We start from the raw sequence: 21,883 nt of genomic DNA, 5'->3' as shown, positions 1-21,883 counted from the left end.
TTCATCGTGTAATGACGGTGGCGCGGATGCGCGCCATCGGGATCAGTGGCGCGGACGCTTCCCGCGACGCTCCTGTTCCTGCAGCCGTTGTTCGACGCCGTCGACGCGACCGTTGATCTGATCGACGCGCTGGCCCTGCTGCTGCGCCTGAGCCGAGGCCGCCTGCGCTTCGGTCAGGGCCTGCTTGGCGGTGCCGTCCGTCGCCTGCAATTGGGTCTCGAGCGTATCGACGCGAGCGCTGACCGGTGCGATCTGCTCACGGACGTAGGATTTGGTGGCGCACCCGCCCAGCACCGGGCCGGCGAGCAATATCAGGGCCAGGGGAGAAAGCTTCGTCAAAGATGGCAGCATCGCTGTCTTCCTAATAGTTTAGAGGTTCGCGAAGGAGCCCTGAACGGCGTCGTGCGGCAATAGAGCAGGCGACAGTCCGGGTTTCGCGTACGGTCAGTCGAGTGGCCAATGCAGCGTGTTCATCTTGCAGAAATACTTATCCTTCATCTGATGGAGGGCAATGAACCCATGATGAACCCAAAACTATTTTGATCTCAATTCCGCGAATCACGATCAGGCGAGTTGGAGAAGGGATCGGTCGGAATTCGCGCTTCCGTCCTTGGAAGCGGCTGGGTCTTGCCTGGCGCGGTGCGATAATGCGCTACGCAGGTCCGCAGTTCTGCGATCGCCGCACCGCTGCCGTCGAGATCGAGTTCCTCGACCGGCACGTCACCCCGCCGAACATGGAGGAAGCGGGACGCTGCGAAACTGGCGGGGAAGCTCCGGCCGAAGCTGCTGACGAACCCCCTCTTGTCCTGGCTCGCGATGCCGATCGCGACATGCCGGGGGAAGGCGATGTTGGAAAGCCTGAAATCCAGCGTCAGTTTCTGGCGGGGGCGGATCGACCAATGCGGATTGAGGATCGATACCCGGTTGCTTCCATCGGTATCGAGGCCCAATTGCAGCGTCGTCTGCCGCGGTGCAGGATAGGTCCTGCTCAGGAAGCAGCCTTTCTGATCGCTGCTCGCGGATAGGACCCAGGCACCGATCGAACGCGTCGGGTAGGTGGCGGCAGCGGCCGTCACGCTCGTGACCAGCGAAACGACAAGCAGGGGCAAGCGGACCATCCAGCCAATGCGACCGCCCGGCCGGGGCCGGCACGGGTCTTCGTTCCGGCTGGGGAGGGGGATATACCGGGCTGCGCGCAGTTCGAAGCTCATGGCGGAGCCGGTAGCAAAAAGACGATGATCTGTCGCGGGTCGCCGCCGCTCGGCTTCTTGTGCCTCGGCACGTCACGATGACCAGCGTCGGGCCTGCCAGGTGATCGACTTGCGAAAGACGCGCGAGAGCTGTTCGATCGAATATGGCTTGTGCAGCAGTTCGAAACCATGCCGCCCATTTTGAGCCAGCACATGGCTATAGCCGCTGGTCAGGATGACCGGCAGCCGGGGATGGCGACGGCGCACCTCCTGCGCGAGATCCAGCCCGGACATGCCCGGCATGACCACGTCCGAGAAGACGATGTGGAAGCGGTCGCAATCCTTGTCCAGTTCGGCCAGGGCCTCGTCGGCATTGAGCGCCAGGATCGTGTCGTACCCCAGTTCCCGTAGCGCCTGGACCGCGAATTCGCCGACGCTGCTATTATCCTCCACGACCAGCACGCACACGCCGTTCCCGGTGATCGTGAGCGGATGCGTTTCCTCGACCTCGGCGTGGCTGCCGTCCATCGCCACCCGGGGCAGATAGAGCGTAAAGGTCGTGCCGCCCCCCTCCCGGCGTTCCACCCGGATGTCGCCATCCGACTGTTTGGCGAAGCCGATCACCTGCGACAGGCCCAGACCGGTGCCGTGGCCCAGTCCCTTGGTGGTGAAGAAGGGCTCGAAGATGCGGACCACATTCTCCGGCGAGATGCCGCTGCCCGTGTCGCTGATCGTCACCGCCACGAAGTCGCCGGCGACGGGAGGATGCAGGCGGATTTCGGGGATGCCCGATACGGGGCCGACGACGATCGTCAGCTCGCCCTCGCCGTCCATCGCATCGCGCGCGTTGATGCTCATGTTGACGATGGCGGTGTCGAACTGGCCCTTGTCCGCAAGCACGAAACATGGATCGTCGGGCACGATCGTCTCGATGCCGATCCGCGTTCCGGTCAGCGTGCGCACCATCGACACGACGTCGGCGATGCTCCGCCCGCAATCGAACGTCTCCGGCGTCAGGGATTGGCGGCGGGCAAAGGCCAGGAGCTGTCCCGTCAGCTTCGCGGCGCGGTCGGCGGTGTCTCCGATCGCGTCGATATATCGGGCGCGACGAGCAGTGCTGAGTTCGGGACGACGGAGCAGGTCGACGGAGCCGCGGATCACCGTCAGCAAATTGTTGAAGTCGTGCGCGACACCGCCCGTCAGCTGGCCGATCGCCTCCATCTTCTGCGCCTGGCGCAACGTGTCCTCCGCGAGCGCCAGCTTGTCCGTCTGCGCGCGTTCGTCGGTGATATCACGCGCGCTCGAATAGAGTTTGCCCTCGAACGGCACGGCGACCCATGACAGCCACCGGATTCCGCCGGCCTTCGTCCGGCAGCGATTGTCGAAGCGCGAGACCGGATTGCCGTCTCGCACCGCATCGAAGGCGTCGGCACTGCGACATGAATCATCGGGTGACACGAAGTCTGAGAAGGGCGATCCCTCCATCTCCTGCGGTGTCCAGCCGAGCGTCGCCGCCCAGGCCGGATTGACGCGGTTGAAGCAGCCGGTGCGCAGATCGATGACCGACAACAGTTCCGAGGTGACGGCCCACGTCATCGCCCGTTCGCGGCCCCGCTCGACGATCTGGCTTTCCAGGTCCTGGTTGAGCGCGCGCAACTGCGCTTCGCGCTTCATCAAGTCACGCTCATGCACGACCTTACCGGTTGTCTCGGTCGCGATGTCGAGGAATCCCGCCACCATGCCGTCATCGTCCCGCAGCGGACTATAGGCGAAGGTCAACCATGTTTCCTCAGGATAGCCATGCCGCGTCATGATGCGCGGCCAGTCGACATGGTCGACCGGAATGCCCGCCATCGCGGATGCGACGGACGGTTCGATATCCGTCCAGACCTCGGCCCAGACCTCGCGGAGCGGCTGGCCCAAAGCGGCTGGATGCCGCGCGCCAAGGAACGGGACATAGGCGTCGTTGTAGAGCAGCGTCAGTTCCGGCCCCCAACCGAGGCACATCGCGAACTTCGACGACAGCATCAGGTCGAGCACGGTTTCCAGGCAACGTGGCTAGGTGGCACGGTCGCCGATCGCGGAGGCGGACCAGTCATGGGCATGGATGAGGGTGCGAAGGTCTGCTTTTGCGCCATCGATATGCGATTGGTTCATGGCCGTGATGCGTCCCTGCATGGGTTCGGGACCAGGGTGGGCCTGCTGCCAGCGACAGGATTATAGGGCGATTTCATGCAGATGGCAGTCTCGATCTACGTGCGGGCCAGGGATTGAGGGCGAGAGGCTGGCCGATGATCGCCAGCCACTCGCCTCGATGTTCCGATCGCTTCTGACCATGACCCGGTGTTCGCGTTGACGAAGCCGTCAGGGATGACGGAACGACTGAACATGGGTCGGCTTCGATGCGGGGAGGGGCGGTCTATCGCATCAAGTTATCGAGTGTAATCGGCAGGTCGCGGATGCGGATGCCGGTCGCGTTGTAGACGGCATTGGCAACTGCGGCCGCGACCCCGGTGATGCCGATCTCTCCGACCCCATGCGCTCCCATCGGCGTGTGCGGATCGGCGATGTCCGTCCAGATGACGTCGATCTCCGGCACGTCGAGATGCACCGGCAGGTGATATTCGGACAGGCTGGGGTTCATGATCCGGCCATTGCGTTCGTCGAACAGCGTTTCCTCCATCAGCGCCATGCCCAGCCCCATGATGATGCCGCCGCGGAACTGGCTCGCCGCTGTCTTCGGATTGAGGATGCGGCCGCAGTCGAACGCGCCCAGGAAACGGCTGATGCGCGTCTCGCCGGTCACCGTATTGACCCGCACCTCGCAGAATAGCGCGCTGTGCGAGTGCATCGACCAGTGCATCAATTCCAACGGCATCGATCCCGCCTTGGTCACCGTCACGCTATCGCGCTGCGCACGCGTGAGGATCGAGACGTAGCTTTCGCGCCGCGATGGCTCCGCGAGGCTGGCCAGCGCCCCGGCATCGCTGCCGACCTCGTCCGCCGACAGGCCCGCCAGGGGCGAGTCGTTGCCGGCGAGCTTCAGCAAGGCGGTCACCAGCTCGGCTTGGGCAGCGATGACGGCGGCTCCGATCGCGGCGGTCTGCTGCGATCCGCCGGCCATGATCGCGCCGGGAATGGCGGAATCGCCATAGCCGATCTCGATACGCTCCATCGGCAGGCCGAGCCGCTCGGCGGCGACGATCGCGGTCGTGGTGGCGGTGCCCATGCCCATCTCGGCCGCCGCGACCTCGACCTTCGCACGCACATCGTCGCCGTCGCGGGTCATCGTGATCCGCGCCTCGGCACCCGGCATCCGGTAATAGGGATAGGTGCCGGTCGCGCAGCCCATGCCGATCCGCCACTCGCCATCCTGCCGTGATCCGGGCGTGGCCGGGCGCGCGTCCCAACCGAACCGCTCCGCGCCGCGCCGCCACGCCTCGACGATGTGGCGGGACGAGAAGGGGAGGCCGCTGGTCGGGTCGGCGTCGGGTTCGTTCCGGATACGCAGTTCGACCGGGTCCATGCCAAGGTCCGACGCCAGTTCGTCGATCGCCGATTCGAGTGCGAAGGTGCCGACCGCTTCGCCGGGCGCGCGCATGAAGGTGTTGGCGAGCATGTTCATCCGCGCCACCTCCACCTTCAGCAGCATGTTGGGTGCGGCATAGGCCGCGCGCGTGCCGAGGATGAAGGGCTCGGGCATGGCATTGTGCGGCGTCATCACCGTCAGGCCGGTATGGATCAGCGCCTCGAACTTGCCGTCGTTCGTGGCGCCGATCGCCACGCGCTGTTCGGTCAGCGTCCGCCCGCCGACGATCCGATAGACGCCCTCGCGCGACAGCGCGACGCGTACCGGGCGATTGGCCAGCCGCGCCGCCGCCGCGGCGATCACCTGATGGTCCCACAGGCCCTTGCTGCCGAACCCGCCGCCGACATAGGGCGAGGTCAGGCGGACCTGATCGGTCCGCAGGCCGAACACATCGGCCATGGTCTGGGCCTGCTGCGTCACCATCTGGCTGGCGTCGTGGATCACCAGATCGTCGCCGATCCAGGCCAGCGTCGCGGCATGGGGCTCGATCGGGTTATGGTTGTGGCGCGGGGTGCGATAGATGTGGTCGACCCGGTGCGGGGCCGCGGCCAGCGCCGCCTCGGCATCGCCGATCTCGTTCAACAACGGCTGGCCCATGAACAGGCCCGGCTCGATGCCGTTCGCCTTGGCGCCGGCGAGATCGGTGGTCGACGGCTCGGCTTCGTAGGTGATGACGAGAAGGGCGGCGGCGTGATCCGCCTGCTCCTGCGTTTCCGCCAGCACGCAGGCGACCGGCTGGCCGTTCCAGTGGATGCGGTCGTCCTGCAGGATCGGCAGGTCGGCCGGCCCGACCGCCGTCGGCGAGGAGCCGAAGGCCGGTGGGGGCGCCATGCGCGGTGCATTCCGGTGGGTCATCACCAGCACGACCCCCGGTGCGGCTTCCGCGGCCCCCGTATCGATCGCCGCGATCCGCCCGCGGGGGATCGTCGCATAGGCGAGCGCGGCATAGACCATGTTGTCGAAACGATGCTCCGCGGCGAAGGCGGCGGCGCCGGTGACCTTCAGCGACCCGTCCAGTCGCGAGACCGGCTGGCCGATCAACCCATGCTTGCGTGCGATCAGCGGATCGGGCTTGCCGCCCGGAATCCAGTTGTCGGGGGCCAGCGGCACGAGCTTTTCCAGGGCGCCCTGCACCAGGCCCTGCGCCGCCTGCCTGGCGGTATCGACGATGCTCATGCTGCATCTCCCATGGTCAGCGAGGCGAGAACGGCGGCCAAGGTCCGCGTCGCCAGCGCCGGTTTGAAGCCATTGTCCCGCAGGGGGCGGGCGTCGGCGAATTCGGCCGCCGCCGCATCCAGAAACGCCTGGCGGGTGGCGGCACCATTGCGCAGCACAGCCTCCGCCTTCGTTGCCCGCCATGGCTTGTGCGCGATCCCGCCAAAGGCGATCCGTATGTCGGCGATGCGATCATCCGCCATCTCGACGGCCGCCGCGACCGAGACGAGCGCGAAGGCATAGCTCGCCCGGTCGCGCACCTTGCGATAGGTGGAGGTCGCGGCAAAGGCGAGCGGCGGCAGTTCCACCGCAGTGATCAGCTCGCCGGGGGCCAGGCTGGTATCCTGATCGGGCCGGTCGCCGGGCAGGCGGTGCAGGGCGTCGAAGGGCAGGGTACGGGGGCCGCCCGCGCCGTCGAGATGGACGATCGCGTCCAGGGCCGCCAGGGCGACGCACATGTCGGACGGATGCGTCGCGACGCAGGCGTCCGAGGCACCGAGGACGGCATGGATGCGGTTGAACCCCTCGCGCGCGTCACAGCCCGTGCCCGGTGCCCGCTTGTTGCAGCGCGATCCGTCGGCATCGTAGAAATAGGAGCATCGCGTCCGCTGGAGCAGGTTGCCGCCGACCGTCGCCATGTTGCGGATCTGCGCCGATGCGCCGGCCAGGATCGCGCGGGCCAGCACCGGATAGCGCCCGCGCACCAGCTTGTGCTCGGCCAGCGCGGTGTTGCGGACTGCCGCACCGATCAGCAACCCGCCGCCTTCGGTCTCGACGATCTCGGCGGGCAGTCCGGTCACGTCGACCAGACGGGTCGGCGTCGCGATCCGCTCGCGCATCAGATCGACGATGTTGGTGCCACCGCCAAGATAGGCGGTGTCGGCAACGGCCCCCAAGCGCAGAGCCTCCGGCCGGTCGGTGGCGCGGGCATAGTCGAACGGGGTCATGCCGCCACCGTCGCGCGGATCGCATCGATGATCCCGTTATGCGCCCCGCACCGGCACAAATTGCCGCTCATCCGTTCCTGGATCTCCGCGCGGGTCAGCGCGACGTCCGCCGACAGGTCTTCGCTTAAATAGCTCGGCACCCCGCGCTCCGCCTCCGCCGTCATGCCGATGGCCGAGCAGATCTGGCCCGGCGTGCAATAGCCGCATTGGAAGCCGTCATGCTCGATAAAGGCGGTCTGGAGCGGGTGCAGCCCGTCACCGTCCGCCAAGCCCTCGATCGTCGTCACCTGCCGGCCGTCATATTGGACCGCCAGCGCCAGGCAGGACAGGATTCGCTCGCCATCGACCAGCACGGTGCAGGCCCCGCATGCGCCCTGGTTGCAGCCCTTCTTGGTGCCGGTCAGGTGCAATCCTTCACGCAGATGGTCGAGCAGCGACACACGCGCATCGACCGGTGCCGGCACGTCCACTCCATTGATGATCAGCGACATCGTCAAACTCCGACTGCCTTTGCATAATTCTCGCAAAGAGAACGCCTTAGTTGGGCGCTTGTCTAGAATATTCGATCGCCCGGACGCGCGTCGCCGCGTCGGACGGAACGGCTGGCTGTCACCGCTGCGCCATCCTTCGCTGACGATGGGGCAGGGAGGCTAGAATCGTTGCAAGGTGGAGGTCTTGCCGACCGCGACGCGGTAGGTGACCGGACCGGTGCCGGGCAGCGGTTGTTGCCATTGCTGTCCGACATAGAGGCGTCGCGACGGCAGGTCGTGGCAGGTCGTCGGCGCGGCGGCATCGCATAGGCGGCCGTCGTACAGTTCGACATTGGTGTTGCCGTCGTTCCGAAGCACGAGCGTGGAGCCGTCACGGGCACCAGCCACCTTCGCCAGCGGCACGGCCGGACGGATGATGACCAGCACGTCATAGCCTACCAACAGCTTCAGGGCAGTGCTCGGTGCGGCAACGGCGCCGACCACCGGCTTCACGGTGACGCGGTAGATGCGGTCGATGGCCCCACGATCGGCGATCGCGGCGAAGCGGATCGTCTTGCGCTCACCCGGTTGCAGGATCAGCCGTTGCGGCGTCACCAGCAGCCCGCCGGCGCCCGGATCGACGATCGGCCTGCGCGCTTCCGCCGGCTGCCCGGCTGCCAGGATTTCCGAAGGCTCCACCACGACATAGGCCATGTCGGCACCGTCGTTGGTGACTTCGACATTCTGCGCGATGTCCGAGCTCGGCAGGATATCCAGAACCACCTGGCTCAACACGATGCCCGCATCCGCCGGCGCCGGAAACCACGGGGCGGCCAGCACCAGGGCGAGAACGGTGCGGATCATGGTCGGCATGGTACGTCTCCCAGGGCGACAAAAGGCGCGGTCGTATGCCGTGCGTCGAGCGTCGCGGTACAGGTGGCTCCATCGGCGGCGTGGACGGTCAGCGATGCGTTCCCCGCCGCCTGAATCTGGAAATAGCCATGGTCGTCCGTCGCGGCGACCGCGTCTTCGCTGGTGATGTCTCCATTCCGGAACGGCGCACCGGCGGCAGTCACCAGCCGGCCGAACATCGCCAGCACGGGACGGGCGGACCATTCCAATGTCCGATACGAGCCCGGATGCATGTCGACACGACGGGTCCGGGTGTCGAACCCCCAGAGTTGGTCGCCGATCACGCGAAGCCGAACGGCATAGCGGCGATAGGGCTGCACGGCGACGGCCAGGCGCTCGCCCGGATGGAGGACGCCGCGCACCGCCTCATCGACCAGCACCTCGAAGCGGGCGCTGCTCTTGGGTCCCCGTACGCGCACGGCGATCACGCTGTCGGTCTGCTCCCTGGCGCCGAGATGGAGCGTGCCGCCGCCCCAGCCCAAGGTGGTCTGACCCGACAGACCATATTGCCGGCTGTCCGCCCCGGGCTTCAGCCGCTGGACGATGGCGCCGGCGACATAGCCGGCGGGCCCACGCGCGTCCGCGCCGGCCTGCACCAGGGTGGCTCCCCGCGTGAATTGGGTCAGCGCGCTTGCATTGAGCAGTCCGCCCGATCGATCGTCCCGTTGCACCGACGCGCCCAGCTCCACCGCCTCCTCGCCTCCCGAGGAGGATGCACCGCCCCCCGACTGCCCCCGGATCGCGGCGTGGAGCTGGCTTCGTGCGCCGAGAAGCTGGAATTGCAGCCCGAACGCGACCGCGTTGCCCCGGTCGGTCGCGGCATAGGTCCCCGTACAGCCCAGGCGGAAACGGTCGCGTTCCACGATGGTCCAGCGCAACGCCGGGCCCACGGCATAGCTCGCGCGACCGTCGCGACCGCGACGATAATAGGCCGACAGGCTCCACTGCGTCCGCCGGAGATAGGCCGACACGCTGCCGGTCGCCTGGACATAATCGGGACTTTGGTCGAGAAACGGCGCCAGCCCGACGCCCGCCAGCGGCGACCAGCGGCTATCATCCTCGATCGGGATGAGCGTGCGTCCATCGGCACTGCGCACATGGCGCAGATCGAAGCCGTAGTTCAGCCAGCCGGCATTGGTGGAATTGAGCTGGATCGCCACGCCGCGGTCGCCGGTCGAGGACGCCAGCAGGCCGACATGCCCCTGCAAGGCCGGAGTGATGACCGTGACGCCGATCTCCGCCAGAATCTTGCGGTCCGTGACGATCCCCGAGGCGTCCCAGGCGAGATGCGCGCCCCGGCGGCCGGCCAATCCGACATTGAGGATCGGGACCGATGTGATCGCGACCGGCATGTCTTCCCGTGCCGCGGCCAGCCAGCCGATTTCGGCGTGGAAGAGGTGATAGCCGACGGGGGCAAGGGCGGCGTTCTTGGTGAAGAAGCGCCGTTCGACCCTTTGGGCACCGCCGGCGTCATGGATGTGTAGTTCGATCATGTACGAGCCGTCAGGCAAGGTGGTCGTGTCCAGCGTCTGATTGCCGCTCTCCAGGGATTGGGAGCCAATCAGTCGACCTTGGACATAGAGGTCGACCCGCGCCCGCCGGTCGAGGAAGAGGATCAACGGCGTGCCGGTCAGCGATGACCGGTCGATGCGGGTGTCGAACTGCGATCCGACGCCCAGACCGACGATCCGCCGGCGCCCGACCAGCTCTGTCCCGGGTGCATAGAACAGGCCGGCGATGTAGCGATGGCCGGGCCGGTCAAGCTGTGCGGTGAGACTGTCGATGTCGAGGCCTCGAAAGGACGAAATCGCCATCTCCGCGATCAGGTGGGCGTTCCCGGCCCCGGCGACCAGGCGATTGCGCAAGGCGTAGCTTGGTCGCTGACCACTGCCACCGGCGATGGCGAACCCCATGGTGTCGATGGCCGTCGGTGCCGATGACGGGGGCGTGAGGAAATGCGCGTTGCCGTCGTCGCGCACGGCAAGCAGGCGCGGATTGACATAGATGGTGATCCGATACCGGGCCGGATCATAGACGATGGATGCGATCAATGGCCGTGGTCGATCGCAGGGATCGGCAGAGGACGCGCAAGGCGGAGCGGCATGGGGGGGCAATGCGCCCGTCAGGGCGGCCGTGACGCTCGCGCGATCCAGCAGATCGGGGATGGCCGCGGCGACCGCGTCGGGATGGAAGAAGCGCAGCGAGGCGGGGTCGGCTTCGACCTCGAACTGGCCGATCCGGCGATCGCCGAAATACACGTCGAGGACCGTGACCCGTTTCCGGTCCAGATCGGCGAAATCGGCCGGCATCGCAGCCGTCACCGCCGCGGCCGGCGTCGGGGCCGGCGGCTCCGCGTTCGTGCCGTTAACCACGTTGCCGCTTTGGGCGACCAACGACAGCAGGGTGGGTGCCAATAGGGCGTACATGTCAGTTGGCCGACAGGATGACGGTCAGCGTGCCGGTGTAGTTTCCCGCTTGGGCCGCGCTCAGGGCGATACCGCGAAGAATGACGATCAGGCTGGCATTGGTCGCTTGCAATACCGGGCAGCTCAGCAGCATCGTTTGCCCAGATAGCGGGCGTCCAGCGACGAGGTTGGTGCCGGACATCTGCCCTGCGGAGGGACTCCACTGCACCTCATAGGGCAGGGTCGCCGATCCGTTGGACAGGGTGAAGGTTCCGCCAGCGCCCGACCCCGAGGCCGTGACGGTGTACCGCCCGCCCAGCAAGCCGCTATAGGCGCAGACGGATTGCGCCCGGACCTGATCGCTGCCGATATCGGTCACCAGGCCGAATCCCATGTCGGACAGGTTGGAGATCTGCACGCCTTGGGCGGCCGCCGGCATCGTCACGCACGGGCTTGCCAGGCCAAGCGCCAACAGGGTGGCCAGCCGCGCCGACAGCATCGCTTTCCTCCTGGAATGCCGGCGTTACTGAGGCGTGACGAGCAAGGTCAGCGAACCCGTATAGGTGGTTGCCGACACCATGCTTTGCAGGCTGGGCGCCGAGATCGTGACGACCAGGCTCGACGTCGTCGACGGACTGGTGCTGCAGGTCGGATTGGCGGCCGTGGTCGCCAAGCCGGTGAGCGCCGTGCCGGCCGTCAGCGCCGTGCCCGTGCTCTGTCCGGAGGTCTGGCTCCATTGGACGGAATAGGGGACGGTCAACGGCCCGTTCGCCAAGGTAAACGCGCCGCTCGTCCCACTGCCGGTTGCGGTAATGCTATAGCCCTTGGTCGCGGTGTTGCTCCACACGCAGTTGTTCTGCGCGGCCGAGGCCGCCGTAGCGGGATCGATATTGGTGAAGGTCACATCGGACAGACCGGTGATCTGGGCGCGGTTCGCGACGCTGACCGATATGGTGATGCTGCCCGTCGAGGTGGTGCCGAGCGTACCCTGCGTCGATGCCATGGCCGGTGTCGCGGTCAACGCCGCCGAGATCGCGCACCCGAACAAGGTCGCAACCTGCCGGACGGTAGCTTTTCCTGTATTCTGCATAGTGACGTTCACCTTGCCCCCAAAGCAATCGCTTGGAATATCAGGAGAAAATGACCGTTCTTCGTTAATCCCGTCTGAAATATCCAAACTGGATGCGATAAGCTTAGAGGCGGTTTTAATTTTTGCCCGGAGTGCTGCCGGGGCTTCTGCATCCCCGCAGCAATAGTTGAGCAGCCGCTGCCCCGTTGACAGGTTGGCCGTGCGCGCCGCCGCGCCGATAGAGTTGTTGGTCTGGCGCTCCGTTCGCAAGACGCCAAGGTGGTGCCTGTTCGCTCCGCACCCGCCTTGGCTCGGCGGCGGGCGTTCGGCCGCGAGATTTCCGACCCGAACGCATGATGCCATGCCGTGCGCCTCGGGCGGCGTTGCGTCACGTCATGACGGTATATGGTCCGGTATCACCGCGCTACGATTTCCCGGTGCATGGGGGCCAGTTTCGCCAGCAGGCGGTTCTGTGCGGCCATGGGCACGTGATGGCGGCGCATGGCGGCTTGCAGGTTTTCGACCAGCGCCGCCATGTCGGCCTGCTGTATGCCCATGTCCTTGTGCGACTGGGCCATGGTCTGGCCGGAATAATGACATCCGCCATCCAGTATGTAGCAGAATTGTTCGAACAGCGTCCGGCGCAGACGCACCAAGTCCCGGTTCTTGAAGATATCGGTGATCCTGGGGTCGGCCGTATTCGTCGACACGAGATCGTCGACGATCGCGTGGACACCGGCCGCACCGCCAAAGGCCTGCCACATCGCATCGCCGCGAAATGGCGTCGCTCCCGCATTCGCGTCGGCCCGCTCATAGGGTGCGACCGGCTCCTCCCCGGCGGGCGGTACGGCGGCATTCTGCCATGCGAGGGCGATCAGGATGGCGATCATGTCAGAAGGATCCCCGTAGAGAGAGATAGGCGCCACGTTGGCGGCGGAAGGTGGCGATGTCGCCGAGGTCGACATAGGCGGCGGTGATGGACAGGTGCCGGGCCACCGCCCAGGCGGCAAAGGCATCGATCGCGCGCTGCTCGCGGGCGAAGGCCAGATTGTCGGGCTTGGTCCGCACCTCCGCGCCCAGCAGCAGCGAGGGTGTGGCGAGCCACCCGGCCGATCCCTCGAACTGCGCCGATCGTCTCTGGTGGCGATCCCCGCCAAAGCCGAGCAGCCCGAACTGGTTGGCGTTCGTCCACCGCACGGTTGCATCCACGACCAGGCTTTGGGCGAGCAGAACCTTGGTCGCGGATGCATAGAAGTCGGTGCCGCTGGAGGCCCGCCCGCCGACCAGCCGGATGACGCCACCGCGTTCGGCGATCTTGTGCTGCACGCCGATGGCGATCTGCGGCAGCCAGCGATCCTGCTCCCACACCGCGTCGCCGGCGATCCGCAGCTTGCCCGACAGGATATGCTGGCCGAAGGTGAAGCCACGGCCCAGACCAAGCGCCGCCCCGGCGCGGCGCGTGTCGAAGCGCTGATAGGCATAGGAGAGCTCGACCGAGTCGTTGATGCCCAGCCCGAGGCCAGCCGTCTTCAGGTCGAAGTCGGGCAAGGCGACGATCGTCGCATGGGCGCTGCCGCCGATGCCGTCGCGCGTCTCGCTGCCCCCGATCACCGCCCAGGCCGCGAGGCCTCCGCCGGCCGCACCCTCCACGCTGCTGACGCCATCGGTCAGGCGCAGCTTGCCACCCGAGCGGCGCTCGGCGGCCTGGGCGGGCATGGCATGGGCCAGGAGGACCATGCCGAAGAGGAGGATAGAGGGGCGCATCGCCACGCTCCTGCCGAGGAAATGTCAAAACCCGATTAACAATCAGCCGGAGAGTCTTGGCAAATTTACCCGTTTGAAACCTCGCACGATCCATGAGCGGGCATGATCCTACGCCATGCCCTGTTTTCGATCGCAGCGCTTTGCACGGCTGGTGTCGCGTCGGCGGCACCGGTGTCCATCCAGGTCCTCGGCCCCGATGGCCGACCCTTGTCGGGCGCGGTGGTGACGCTGACCCTGCCGGGTACGCCCGCGCCGACGCCGCGCGGGACCTATCGCGTGGCACAGCAGAATATCGCCTTCGATCCCAAGGTACTGATCGTCCCGGTGGGCGCGCAGGTAAGTTTCCCCAATCTCGATCGGGTGCGCCACCATGTCTATTCCTTCTCGCCGGCCAAGAAGTTCGATCTCAAGCTCTATGGCCGCGACGACAGCCGCAGCGTCACCTTCGACAAGCCGGGGCCGGTCGCGCTGGGGTGCAACATCCATGACGCCATGAACGGGCTGGTCTATGTCACCGCCACCCCCTTCGCCGCCGTCGCGGACGGGGACGGTCGTGTCGCCTTCACCGGGGTCGGGGCGGGGCGGGGGATGTTGACCGTCTGGCATCCGTCGATCCGCAAAGCGGGCAACACGTTGTCGCAGCCGCTGGCCGTAGGTGCAGGCGGTGCCGCATCCGTCGTTCGGCTGCGGCCGTGATCCGTCGTCCGCGCTTCAATAGCCTGCGCGCCCGTCTGACGGTGCTCTATGCCGGGCTCTTCTCGGCCGGCTTGCTGGCGCTCGCGATCGTGGCGCAGGGAATGATCGAGCGGAGTGCGCGCCAAACCGCCGCAGACGCGCTTGCGGCGAGCGGCAGCGTCTATGATCGTTTGTGGCAGGAGCGGGAACGGTCGCTGGTGGGAGCGGCCGATATCCTGGCGCGCGATTTCGGTTTCCGCTCGGCCGTGGCCAGCGGCGATGCCGCGACCATCGTCTCCGCGCTGGCCAGCCTGCGCACGCGGGCCGATGCGCCCTATGCCGTGCTGATCGACATGAACGGGCGCGTCATCGGCGATGCGGGGCCGGTGTCCGGCAAGCTTGCCGCAATGCAGGGCAACGCGCTGGGCGATCGGCGCGACGCGGTGGTTGCCGTCGGGCGGCGGGCAAGCCGCATCGTCACCGCGCCGGTCCTCGCCCCGCTGGAGATCGGCCGGATCGTCCTGATCGTTCCCCTCGACGCTCAGGAGATGCGCGGGCTCGAACGACTGTCCTCGATACCCCTGACCGCCAGCATCCTCATCCGCCAGGGGCCGGGCTGGATGGACCGTGACCGGACGTTCGGGGCGACCACGCCCGCCGATCGCGTTTTCACCCTGTCGTCGGCCGGCGAGCAGAGCTTCGCCATGCTGAAGCCACTGCATGGCATGGGCGCCAGGACGGAGGCGGCGCTGCTCCTCGCCTATCCGATGGACCGGGCGATGGCGCCGTACCGCTCTATCCAGATCGGGCTCGTCGCGGCCGGACTGGTCTGGTTGACGCTGATCGGCATCGGTTCCGCCAGGCTGGCCAGGAGCATCGCCCGGCCCGTCACCGCCCTCGATCGCGCTGCCCGCCGACTGGCCGAGGGCGAACGGACCGAGGTCGTGGTGGAGACGGCGGACGAGATCGGACGATTGTCGGCGAGCTTCAACCTCATGTCGCAGGGGATCGTCGAGCGGGAGGAGCGGATCGCGCATCTCGCCTTCCACGACGTCCTGACCAACCTGCCCAACCGCGCTTTCTTCCGCCAGTCGCTCGATCAGGAAATCGCCCGCGCCGCGCGCAACGGCGAAGCGCTGGCGCTGCTCTACATGGATCTGGACGGGTTCAAGGTCGTGAACGACGCGCTCGGCCATCCGGTGGGCGATGGCCTGTTGCGCGCGGTCGGACAGCGACTGCTCGAACTGTCCGACAACGCCTTCGTGGCGCGGCTGGGTGGCGACGAGTTCGTGATCATCATCGGCGAGGCCGCCGACCATAGCTCCTCGCGCCGGCTGGCCCACAGCATTCTGGACGTGTTCGCGAACCCGGTGATGGTCGATGGGCGCGAGGTGACGGCCGGGATCAGCATCGGCATATCGCTGTTCCCGGAGGACGCCAGGACAGGCGAGGCGCTGGTGCGGAATGCCGATCTGGCGCTCTACCGCGCGAAGCAGGATGGGCGCGGCGTCTATCGCTTCTTCGAACAGGCGCTCGACCAGCAGGCCAGGCGTCGTCGCCAGATCGAGGCGGACCTGCGCAGCGCCATTCGGACCGGCGGGCTGGAACTGCGGTTCCAGCCGATCGTCGGCACCAGCGACACGTCGATCCGCTGCTTCGAAGCCTTGCTGCGCTGGCCGCATCCGATCGACGGCTATATCTCCCCGGTCGACTTCATCCCGGTCGCGGAGGAGACGGGCCTGATCGTGCCGCTGGGTGAATGGGTGATCCATGAGGCATGCCGGGTGGCCGCCGCCTGGCCCACAAACATCCGCGTGGCGGTGAACGTGTCGCCCTTGCAGTTCCGGGCGCCGGGCTTTCAGGCGATCGTGCTGCAGGCGCTCGCCCGCAGCGGCCTTTCCCCCTCGCGGCTCGAAATCGAGATCACCGAGTCGGTGTTCCTCGATGGCGTCGATACGGTGACCGATATTCTCCACCAGTTGCGCAGCCTGGGCGTCCGGATCGCGCTGGACGATTTCGGCACGGGCTATTCCTCGCTCAGCTATCTTCGGTCCTTCCCCTTCGACAAGCTGAAGATCGACCGGTCCTTCGTGATCAACATCGCCGATGATCCCAATGCCGGGGCGATCGTGAAGGCCATTCTCGACCTCGCCTCCGCCTTGCAGATGGAAACGACCGCCGAGGGCGTCGAAAGCCTGGAGCAGCAGGCGGAACTGCAATCGCGGGGCTGCGATACGTTACAGGGCTTCCTGTTCAGCCGACCGGTCGATGCGAAGGCGGCCGGCGAACTGATCGAACAATGCTATCAGCAAGGCCGCTGTCGGGCGGCGTGATCACGCCTTCGATCTCGGACGATCGTGCCTCGGCAGCAATCCCTTTCAGAGACGGCTGCGGCGTGATCACGCCTTCGATCTCGGACGATCGTGCCTCGGCAGCAATCCCTTTCAGAGACGGCTACCGCCGCATCGACTGTCAGGCGAGCCCACCCGTCAGCATCAGATGGCGAACATCCTCCGCGGTCTGATTGATCGCCCCCAGCCGCTCGATGAGTTGCGCCGGCCGGCTGCCCCTCAGTCCCGCGAGCGTCAGTTCCTTGTCGCGGACATAGGTGTACATGCCGCTGACTGCAAAAGCGGTGACATGGCCGATATACCGCTTCTGCGCGTCGACTGTGCCGGAAAAATCCTCGGATGCGAAGAAGCGTCGCCGGCTGAGCGGCGTGGCGAAGGTGAGGTCCAGAACCACCAGTCGCGTGCGTTCCGGTGGAACGGCATGGGCCACGTCCGGCGCGGGCGGCGCGGGATCGGCATTGTCATAGGTCTCGGGCAGGTGCAGCCGGACGCGCAGCAGGGCCGGGTCATCGGCGAGCATCTGCGCAAAACGCGTCATGAAGGCGGTAAACGCGTTCGGGTCTCCGGCGCCCGGTCCGAAATGGACATGCATCCGGTCGAAACTGTCGGTGCCGTTGGGACTGGGGTCGGTGATCCGGTCCACCAATGTCCGCGAGCCGTGCGGAAGCGCATAGGCCACCGTGGCGGCGAACATGTTCTGCTCGTCGGAGAATAGGATCGAGGAAGCCTTGTTGAAAATGGCTTGATCGGCGGCATCGGCGAAGCCGATCTCCACCCCGCCATCGAGCACATAATCGGGAAAGGGTTCGATCCCTTGCTGCGCGGGCCAAAGATGCGCGTCCTGCTCGCGGTCGAGATGATATTGGACGTACCAGGCCAGTCCCGGCACCCGGGAGCAGAGTGGGCCGTGGACGTCGCGCCAATAGGTTGCGAACACCTCATGTGGGACCTGCGGCCGCTTGAGGACAGTCGTATAGGTGTTGATCGCAATGGCGGCATCGCGCTCCGCATAATCGGCATCGGGACGCTGTTGCTGAGTCATTGCGGGTCTCGTTTTTGTTGGAGCAGGGGGCGGAGAACGCATCGTCTGTGGACTGGTGCCCGAAAACCCGAAGCGACGGCTTGCGGACATGTCCGTCACCCGCATCGACGGGGTGGCCGGCGTCAGCGTCCGATCCGACTTCAGGTTAATCGAATGGTTTGAAGTGTCTGAACAAATACTTGGTGGCATGGCCAAGGGCTTTGGCCATGCCGTGTCTTCCTCGTTGCGGATGGTCAGGCGCTGGCGTCGGTCGGTTCGTGGTAGGGGCAACCGTTCACGCGCGCGCGGTTGATGTTGCGAAACGGCTGGTGCGCGGCAAGGCCGGTCCAGATGCTGAAGCGGATCTCCTGGTCGATCTCGCGCACCTGGGCCTAATCCCAACTGCCCTGTGCCGGCACGCGCAGCACGGCGATGCGCTGGAAGGGCGAGATCGCCTCGTCCCATTCGACGGTCGGATCCTCGATCGGCGGCTTGTCGAGATCGCGGCAGAGCCGGACCTGGAACTCCCATTCCACATCGAGCCGCGCCATCTCGACGCGAACGTCTTCGCGGATCGCATCGGGGCGGTCTGCAGCCTCGACGGTTCGGCCGGTGAGCGCGCGCTGGTCCGGGGCGATCGGCGCCAGACGATATTTCGCGATAGAGTCGCCCCAGCGATACGGCGTCACCGAATTGTACGTTCGCCCAGCGGATCGGCGTTCGGCGTGCCGGCCAGCGTATCGAATGTCGGGCTGGACAACCCACCAGCGGCAACGACTGTTCGGTACGGAATTATACGGAGCGGACCGGGGACGTCCGTCGGGTCAAAGCGCGCTCAGTTCGATCGTCAGCAGGTCGGAATAGCTCCCCGCCGGGCGGGGGCCGACGGTGCCGAGTGTCAGGTCGAGCGGCATTGACGCACCGGCCAGCGACGCCGGTGGCTCGAATTCCTCCGCCCATCCTCGGGCGAGGTCGACGGCGCGACCGTCGAACGCCGCCTGATAGGGGACGCCCGCCTCGCTCGCCGCATGATCGGTCCGCATCAGATATCCGCCATTGGCGGATGCGATCGACAGCCTCGCCCGGCCATTTGCGCGCACTTGAAGAAAGACGCGACGCTGCGCACCCGTTTCCAGGACGCCGAAGTCCACGCGGGTGACGCTGGCGCCTTCGCCAAAGGTCCCGGCGGCGCCGACGATGTTCATCTGCGCGCGCGGCACCGTCGCCAGAACGATTCGAACCGGCAACGCCGTCCCGGTCGCGACGACGCTGCCCGGCGCGCGCAATTCCAACGAGAGGTCGGTCGCGCTCTCGCCCGCCGGTGCGACGCCATCCGTGGTGACGGTGGCGTCCAGCGACAGCCGGGTCCGTCGTCCGGGCGGCAGCCGCACGCGCCAGACGCCGGCCGAGGCGGTCGGAACCGGGGTCGCGTCGCCCGGTGCCGCCTGGATGCCGATCACCACGCCGCTGGGATCGATCGCGATGTCGGCGCGCCCGAGATGCTGGTCATCGACCAGCGCCAGATCGACCTCGCAGGGCTGGTCCGAGCGGCTCTCGACATCGAAGCTCCACCGACCGGTTGTGCGCGCCAGGGCGAAGGGATCATAATCGAGCCGCAGCGTCGAGGCGACGGGCAGCAGCCTGGCATCGCATTGCTGCGCCGCCGCCTCCGGCCCCGCCACGATCATCAGGACGCCAGCCAGTCCCGGCCAGATTCTGCGCCATGCGCGCCGTGCCAGATCAGCGTGCCAGCCGGATCGTACCGACATCGATCAACCCCTCCGCATCCTTGGCGATCTCGAACGTCGCATCCGCCTGGCCGGGCAGCGCCAGGCGATAGCGGCCGGGGGCTAGCCGATCGGCGACGAAGCGACCGCTGCGATTGGTGAAGAAGCCGCGCGCCTTCCACGTCTTGCGCCGGGCGGCATCGACAGGCTCGATCGTCCCGGACGCGAGCGCGAGCGGCCCGGCCGGGCCGACCAATATGCCGACCGCGATGTGCGATTCGTCGCTGCCGATCATCGCGCGATAGCCCGAGCCGAAGCCGGGGAAGACGTTGATCGTGCCGGCACCCAGATCATATCCGATCGGCAGCGGATCGACCTTCACCTCGTAGCGACCCGCGCCATAGGCGCGGCCCACCGGCACCAGCGCCGGCCCCAGCCAGCCGCTGCGCGCCACGACCCGGTCGCCCGCCAGGATGGACGCCTGCGCTCCCCGCAACGACGGATGCAGGGCCGCGATGACGAACCCCTCATCGGCCGCGCGGCCGACCCCGAACCGGCCATCGGCAAAGCCGATGAAGGTCCGGGCGTTCCAGTCGGAGGCATTGGCGGTCTGCCCGTCAGGCCCCCGCCGCTCGAGCCGATTATGGTTGAGCACCAGGTCGAACCGGTTGTTGATATAGGCCAGCCGACCGGAAATCGCCCGGGCATCGTCATCCTGCGTATAGCGGAGATTGCCGCTGATCTCGCCCAGCCGGCCATCGGGCGTGCGGCTGACCTCGACCTCGCTGCGCCCCGTGCCGCTGTCATAGCGGGCGAAGAGGTTGTCGCGTCGCCCGAAGCGGAGCGACAGGCCCAGCGCCACGCGGGTGTCATTGCCGAAGCCGTTGCCGAAGACCAGCCGCGATCCCGTCGTGCTAAGACCCAGCCGGCCGAAGCTGCGGCCGAGCGTCATGTCGATCCGATAGGAGTTTGGCCCCCCGTCGCGCGCCTTGCTATAGCCGACACTGCCGCCGATGCTGATCGCATAGGGGGCCAGCCATTGCACCTGCGCGGCGACATCCAGCGCGCGGCTGTTCCGGCCATCGCGGCTGAACGCATTCTGGAATTCGGCGCTGCGATAGACGGCGGACAGGGCGAGACGAAGATCGTTCTTCGACCGGGTGGTGAACTCGCCACGATAGTCGAGCGAGGCGGCCGTTTCGATGCCACCGGCCCCGAAGCGCCGGCTCGCCGCCGTCTCGATCTGGAAGAAGCCGATCGGCGTGCCCAGCACCGCGACGCCACCGATCTGCGCCCGCCTAGTGGTCGCCTGGGCATTGGCGCCCAAGGTCAGATTGTCCGACAGGCCGAAATAGCCATAGCCCGTCGCCGCTGGCGACGCGCCGTAGCGCAAGGTGCCATGTTCGCGCACCCCGACCGCGCCGCCGAATTCGGACAGGCCGGGGGTCAGCAGGCTGGTCGAATTGAATACGTCGAAATCGAGGATCTCGCGCTTGCCGCCGATATCCTCGACCACGAGCTGCACCTGATTGGGGCCCGCGGCGAAGGGGAAATCGCCGATGTCATAGCGGCCGGCGGCCAGCCGCACCGTCTGCACGCGGACCTGGTTGACGAGCACGTCGACGCTCGACTCCCGGTCGAGAGTGAATTGCTGTCGCCCGATCGGACGCGTGTTCTGGAAGGGGCGGATCGTCTGATAGGCCCGCTCGACGCCAAGCCCCAGGATACGCGCCGATCCCTGAAACGAGGTGGAGCTGGGCGTGAACTCGCCGGCGGTGAAGCGGATCGCGCGTTCGAATTCGTCATGCGTCGCGCGCAGCTCGCGCCGCAGCCAGCGCTCGCCATCATAGGTCGCGCCGCCGGTCAGCGTCACTCCCTCGAACCCGCCGATGCTGGCGATGCCGTTGAAGTCGGCGCGAACCCGCTCGAACCCCCGGCCATAGACGTAGCGCTGGCCCGCGCCGATATTGACGCCGGCGGCGAACCGGGCCGGCTGGTCGAAGCTGGACGGCACCGGCACCTCCTGTTGCGGCGCGAAGCGGAGCGCCTTCGCGGCGGTGGCGCTGGGAGCCAGCGTGCCGACCACCTCCAGGGCCAAGCTGTCGAAGCGCAGCACGAAGGTATCGATGTTCAACTCGACGAAATCAACCCTCGGCCGCCCGGCGACCCGTGCCTCCATCGCCGCGTACAGGTCGGCGGCGACGACCGGCCGGATCAGCGCAAGGAAGCGGATCGCATCGATCTCGCCGGCGCCCTTGGGATCGACCGCGACGCTGATCGTGCCGAGGAACGCGTCGTTGACCCGCAAAGAGACCTCCAGCGGCACCCGCACCGGCCCGACCCGTCCGAGCGGCGAGGCAGTGTTCTGCACCGCCGCCGCACCGGCCGCCGTTGCCGGCGCGACGGGCGACCCTGGCATCGCGGCCGCCGCGTCATCGCTGCGCGGCAGGTCATGCCCCCGCGCGGGCACCAGCGCGACGCTCGACGCGCAGGCGCCCGCCATCGCGAGGCGCGCCATCCGCCGGCGCGCACCGACGCGTGCCATAGG

At 67.0% G+C, this 21,883-nt stretch carries 19 protein-coding genes; 2 read left to right on the top strand and 17 right to left on the bottom strand.

The window, feature by feature from the left end; all coding sequences use genetic code 11:
• Positions 1–42: 42 nt before the first annotated feature.
• From BRX43_RS04865 to BRX43_RS04810, 12 genes are all read right to left on the bottom strand, one after another.
• Positions 43–351, bottom strand: a complete 309-nt coding sequence (locus BRX43_RS04865; RefSeq protein WP_125993735.1) for a hypothetical protein — start codon at positions 349–351, stop codon at positions 43–45.
• A gap of 194 nt (positions 352–545) precedes the next feature.
• Positions 546–1,211, bottom strand: a complete 666-nt coding sequence (locus BRX43_RS04860) for a hypothetical protein (RefSeq protein ID WP_125993734.1) — start codon at positions 1,209–1,211, stop codon at positions 546–548.
• 72 nt (positions 1,212–1,283) lie between these two features.
• Positions 1,284–3,230: an ATP-binding protein gene (locus BRX43_RS04855; protein WP_206433108.1), complete on the bottom strand. Its 1,947-nt coding sequence runs from the start codon at positions 3,228–3,230 to the stop codon at positions 1,284–1,286.
• Positions 3,231–3,609: 379 nt separating this feature from the next.
• The gene (locus BRX43_RS04850; RefSeq protein WP_125993733.1) at positions 3,610–5,955 is read right to left on the bottom strand and encodes a xanthine dehydrogenase family protein molybdopterin-binding subunit; all 2,346 of its coding nucleotides are present in this window, start codon (positions 5,953–5,955) and stop codon (positions 3,610–3,612) included.
• Positions 5,952–6,941 (bottom strand): xanthine dehydrogenase family protein subunit M, encoded by a 990-nt coding sequence (locus tag BRX43_RS04845; RefSeq protein ID WP_125993732.1) that lies wholly within the window; start codon positions 6,939–6,941, stop codon positions 5,952–5,954. Before BRX43_RS04845 ends, BRX43_RS04850 begins: the two co-directional genes overlap by 4 nt.
• On the bottom strand, positions 6,938–7,432 hold the full coding sequence (locus BRX43_RS04840) for a 2Fe-2S iron-sulfur cluster-binding protein (protein ID WP_125993731.1): 495 nt from the start codon (positions 7,430–7,432) through the stop codon (positions 6,938–6,940). The genes BRX43_RS04845 and BRX43_RS04840 overlap by 4 nt, the downstream gene beginning before the upstream one ends.
• Before the next feature lie 159 nt (positions 7,433–7,591).
• Complete coding sequence (locus BRX43_RS04835) at positions 7,592–8,284, bottom strand: molecular chaperone (RefSeq protein WP_125993730.1); 693 nt, start codon at positions 8,282–8,284, stop codon at positions 7,592–7,594.
• Entirely contained in the window at positions 8,272–10,695 is a 2,424-nt protein-coding gene (locus BRX43_RS04830; RefSeq protein ID WP_164523528.1) for a TcfC E-set like domain-containing protein, read from the bottom strand. Before BRX43_RS04830 ends, BRX43_RS04835 begins: the two co-directional genes overlap by 13 nt.
• 55 nt (positions 10,696–10,750) lie before the next feature.
• Complete coding sequence (locus BRX43_RS04825; RefSeq protein ID WP_125993728.1) at positions 10,751–11,227, bottom strand: hypothetical protein; 477 nt, start codon at positions 11,225–11,227, stop codon at positions 10,751–10,753.
• A gap of 24 nt (positions 11,228–11,251) precedes the next feature.
• Entirely contained in the window at positions 11,252–12,067 is an 816-nt protein-coding gene (locus BRX43_RS04820; RefSeq protein WP_125993727.1) for a hypothetical protein, read from the bottom strand.
• A gap of 146 nt (positions 12,068–12,213) precedes the next feature.
• The gene (locus BRX43_RS04815; RefSeq protein ID WP_125993726.1) at positions 12,214–12,687 is read right to left on the bottom strand and encodes a group 1 truncated hemoglobin; all 474 of its coding nucleotides are present in this window, start codon (positions 12,685–12,687) and stop codon (positions 12,214–12,216) included.
• Position 12,688: 1 nt separating this feature from the next.
• Positions 12,689–13,561: a DUF3034 family protein gene (locus BRX43_RS04810; RefSeq protein ID WP_125993725.1), complete on the bottom strand. Its 873-nt coding sequence runs from the start codon at positions 13,559–13,561 to the stop codon at positions 12,689–12,691.
• Between the two features lie 171 nt (positions 13,562–13,732).
• Between BRX43_RS04810 and BRX43_RS04805 the strand changes: the two genes are divergently transcribed.
• Together BRX43_RS04805 and BRX43_RS04800 are read left to right on the top strand one after the other, a co-directional pair.
• A complete protein-coding gene (locus tag BRX43_RS04805; RefSeq protein WP_241214780.1) occupies positions 13,733–14,257 on the top strand; it encodes a methylamine utilization protein in 525 nt (174 codons plus the stop codon).
• Entirely contained in the window at positions 14,254–16,569 is a 2,316-nt protein-coding gene (locus BRX43_RS04800) for an EAL domain-containing protein (protein WP_241214779.1), read from the top strand. Before BRX43_RS04805 ends, BRX43_RS04800 begins: the two co-directional genes overlap by 4 nt.
• A 139-nt stretch (positions 16,570–16,708) precedes the next feature.
• Here the strand turns inward: BRX43_RS04800 and BRX43_RS04795 are convergent, their stop codons facing one another.
• The 5 genes from BRX43_RS04795 to BRX43_RS04780 form a co-directional block, all read right to left on the bottom strand.
• The gene (locus BRX43_RS04795) at positions 16,709–17,734 is read right to left on the bottom strand and encodes a hypothetical protein (RefSeq protein WP_241214778.1); all 1,026 of its coding nucleotides are present in this window, start codon (positions 17,732–17,734) and stop codon (positions 16,709–16,711) included.
• Positions 17,735–17,862: 128 nt separating this feature from the next.
• Complete coding sequence (locus tag BRX43_RS21150; RefSeq protein WP_277600154.1) at positions 17,863–17,994, bottom strand: hypothetical protein; 132 nt, start codon at positions 17,992–17,994, stop codon at positions 17,863–17,865.
• Positions 17,995–18,000: 6 nt separating this feature from the next.
• Complete coding sequence (locus BRX43_RS04790; RefSeq protein ID WP_125993722.1) at positions 18,001–18,297, bottom strand: hypothetical protein; 297 nt, start codon at positions 18,295–18,297, stop codon at positions 18,001–18,003.
• A gap of 135 nt (positions 18,298–18,432) precedes the next feature.
• On the bottom strand, positions 18,433–19,377 hold the full coding sequence (locus BRX43_RS04785) for a hypothetical protein (protein WP_125993721.1): 945 nt from the start codon (positions 19,375–19,377) through the stop codon (positions 18,433–18,435).
• On the bottom strand, positions 19,349–21,880 hold the full coding sequence (locus BRX43_RS04780; protein WP_125993720.1) for a hypothetical protein: 2,532 nt from the start codon (positions 21,878–21,880) through the stop codon (positions 19,349–19,351). Before BRX43_RS04780 ends, BRX43_RS04785 begins: the two co-directional genes overlap by 29 nt.
• Positions 21,881–21,883: the final 3 nt, after the last annotated feature.

This window comes from Sphingomonas sp. S-NIH.Pt15_0812, assembly GCF_003951315.1.
Lineage (GTDB): Bacteria > Pseudomonadota > Alphaproteobacteria > Sphingomonadales > Sphingomonadaceae > Sphingomonas.
The sequence above is the reverse complement of the archived record's forward strand: the minus strand, read 5'-3'. Positions and strand labels throughout refer to the sequence as shown.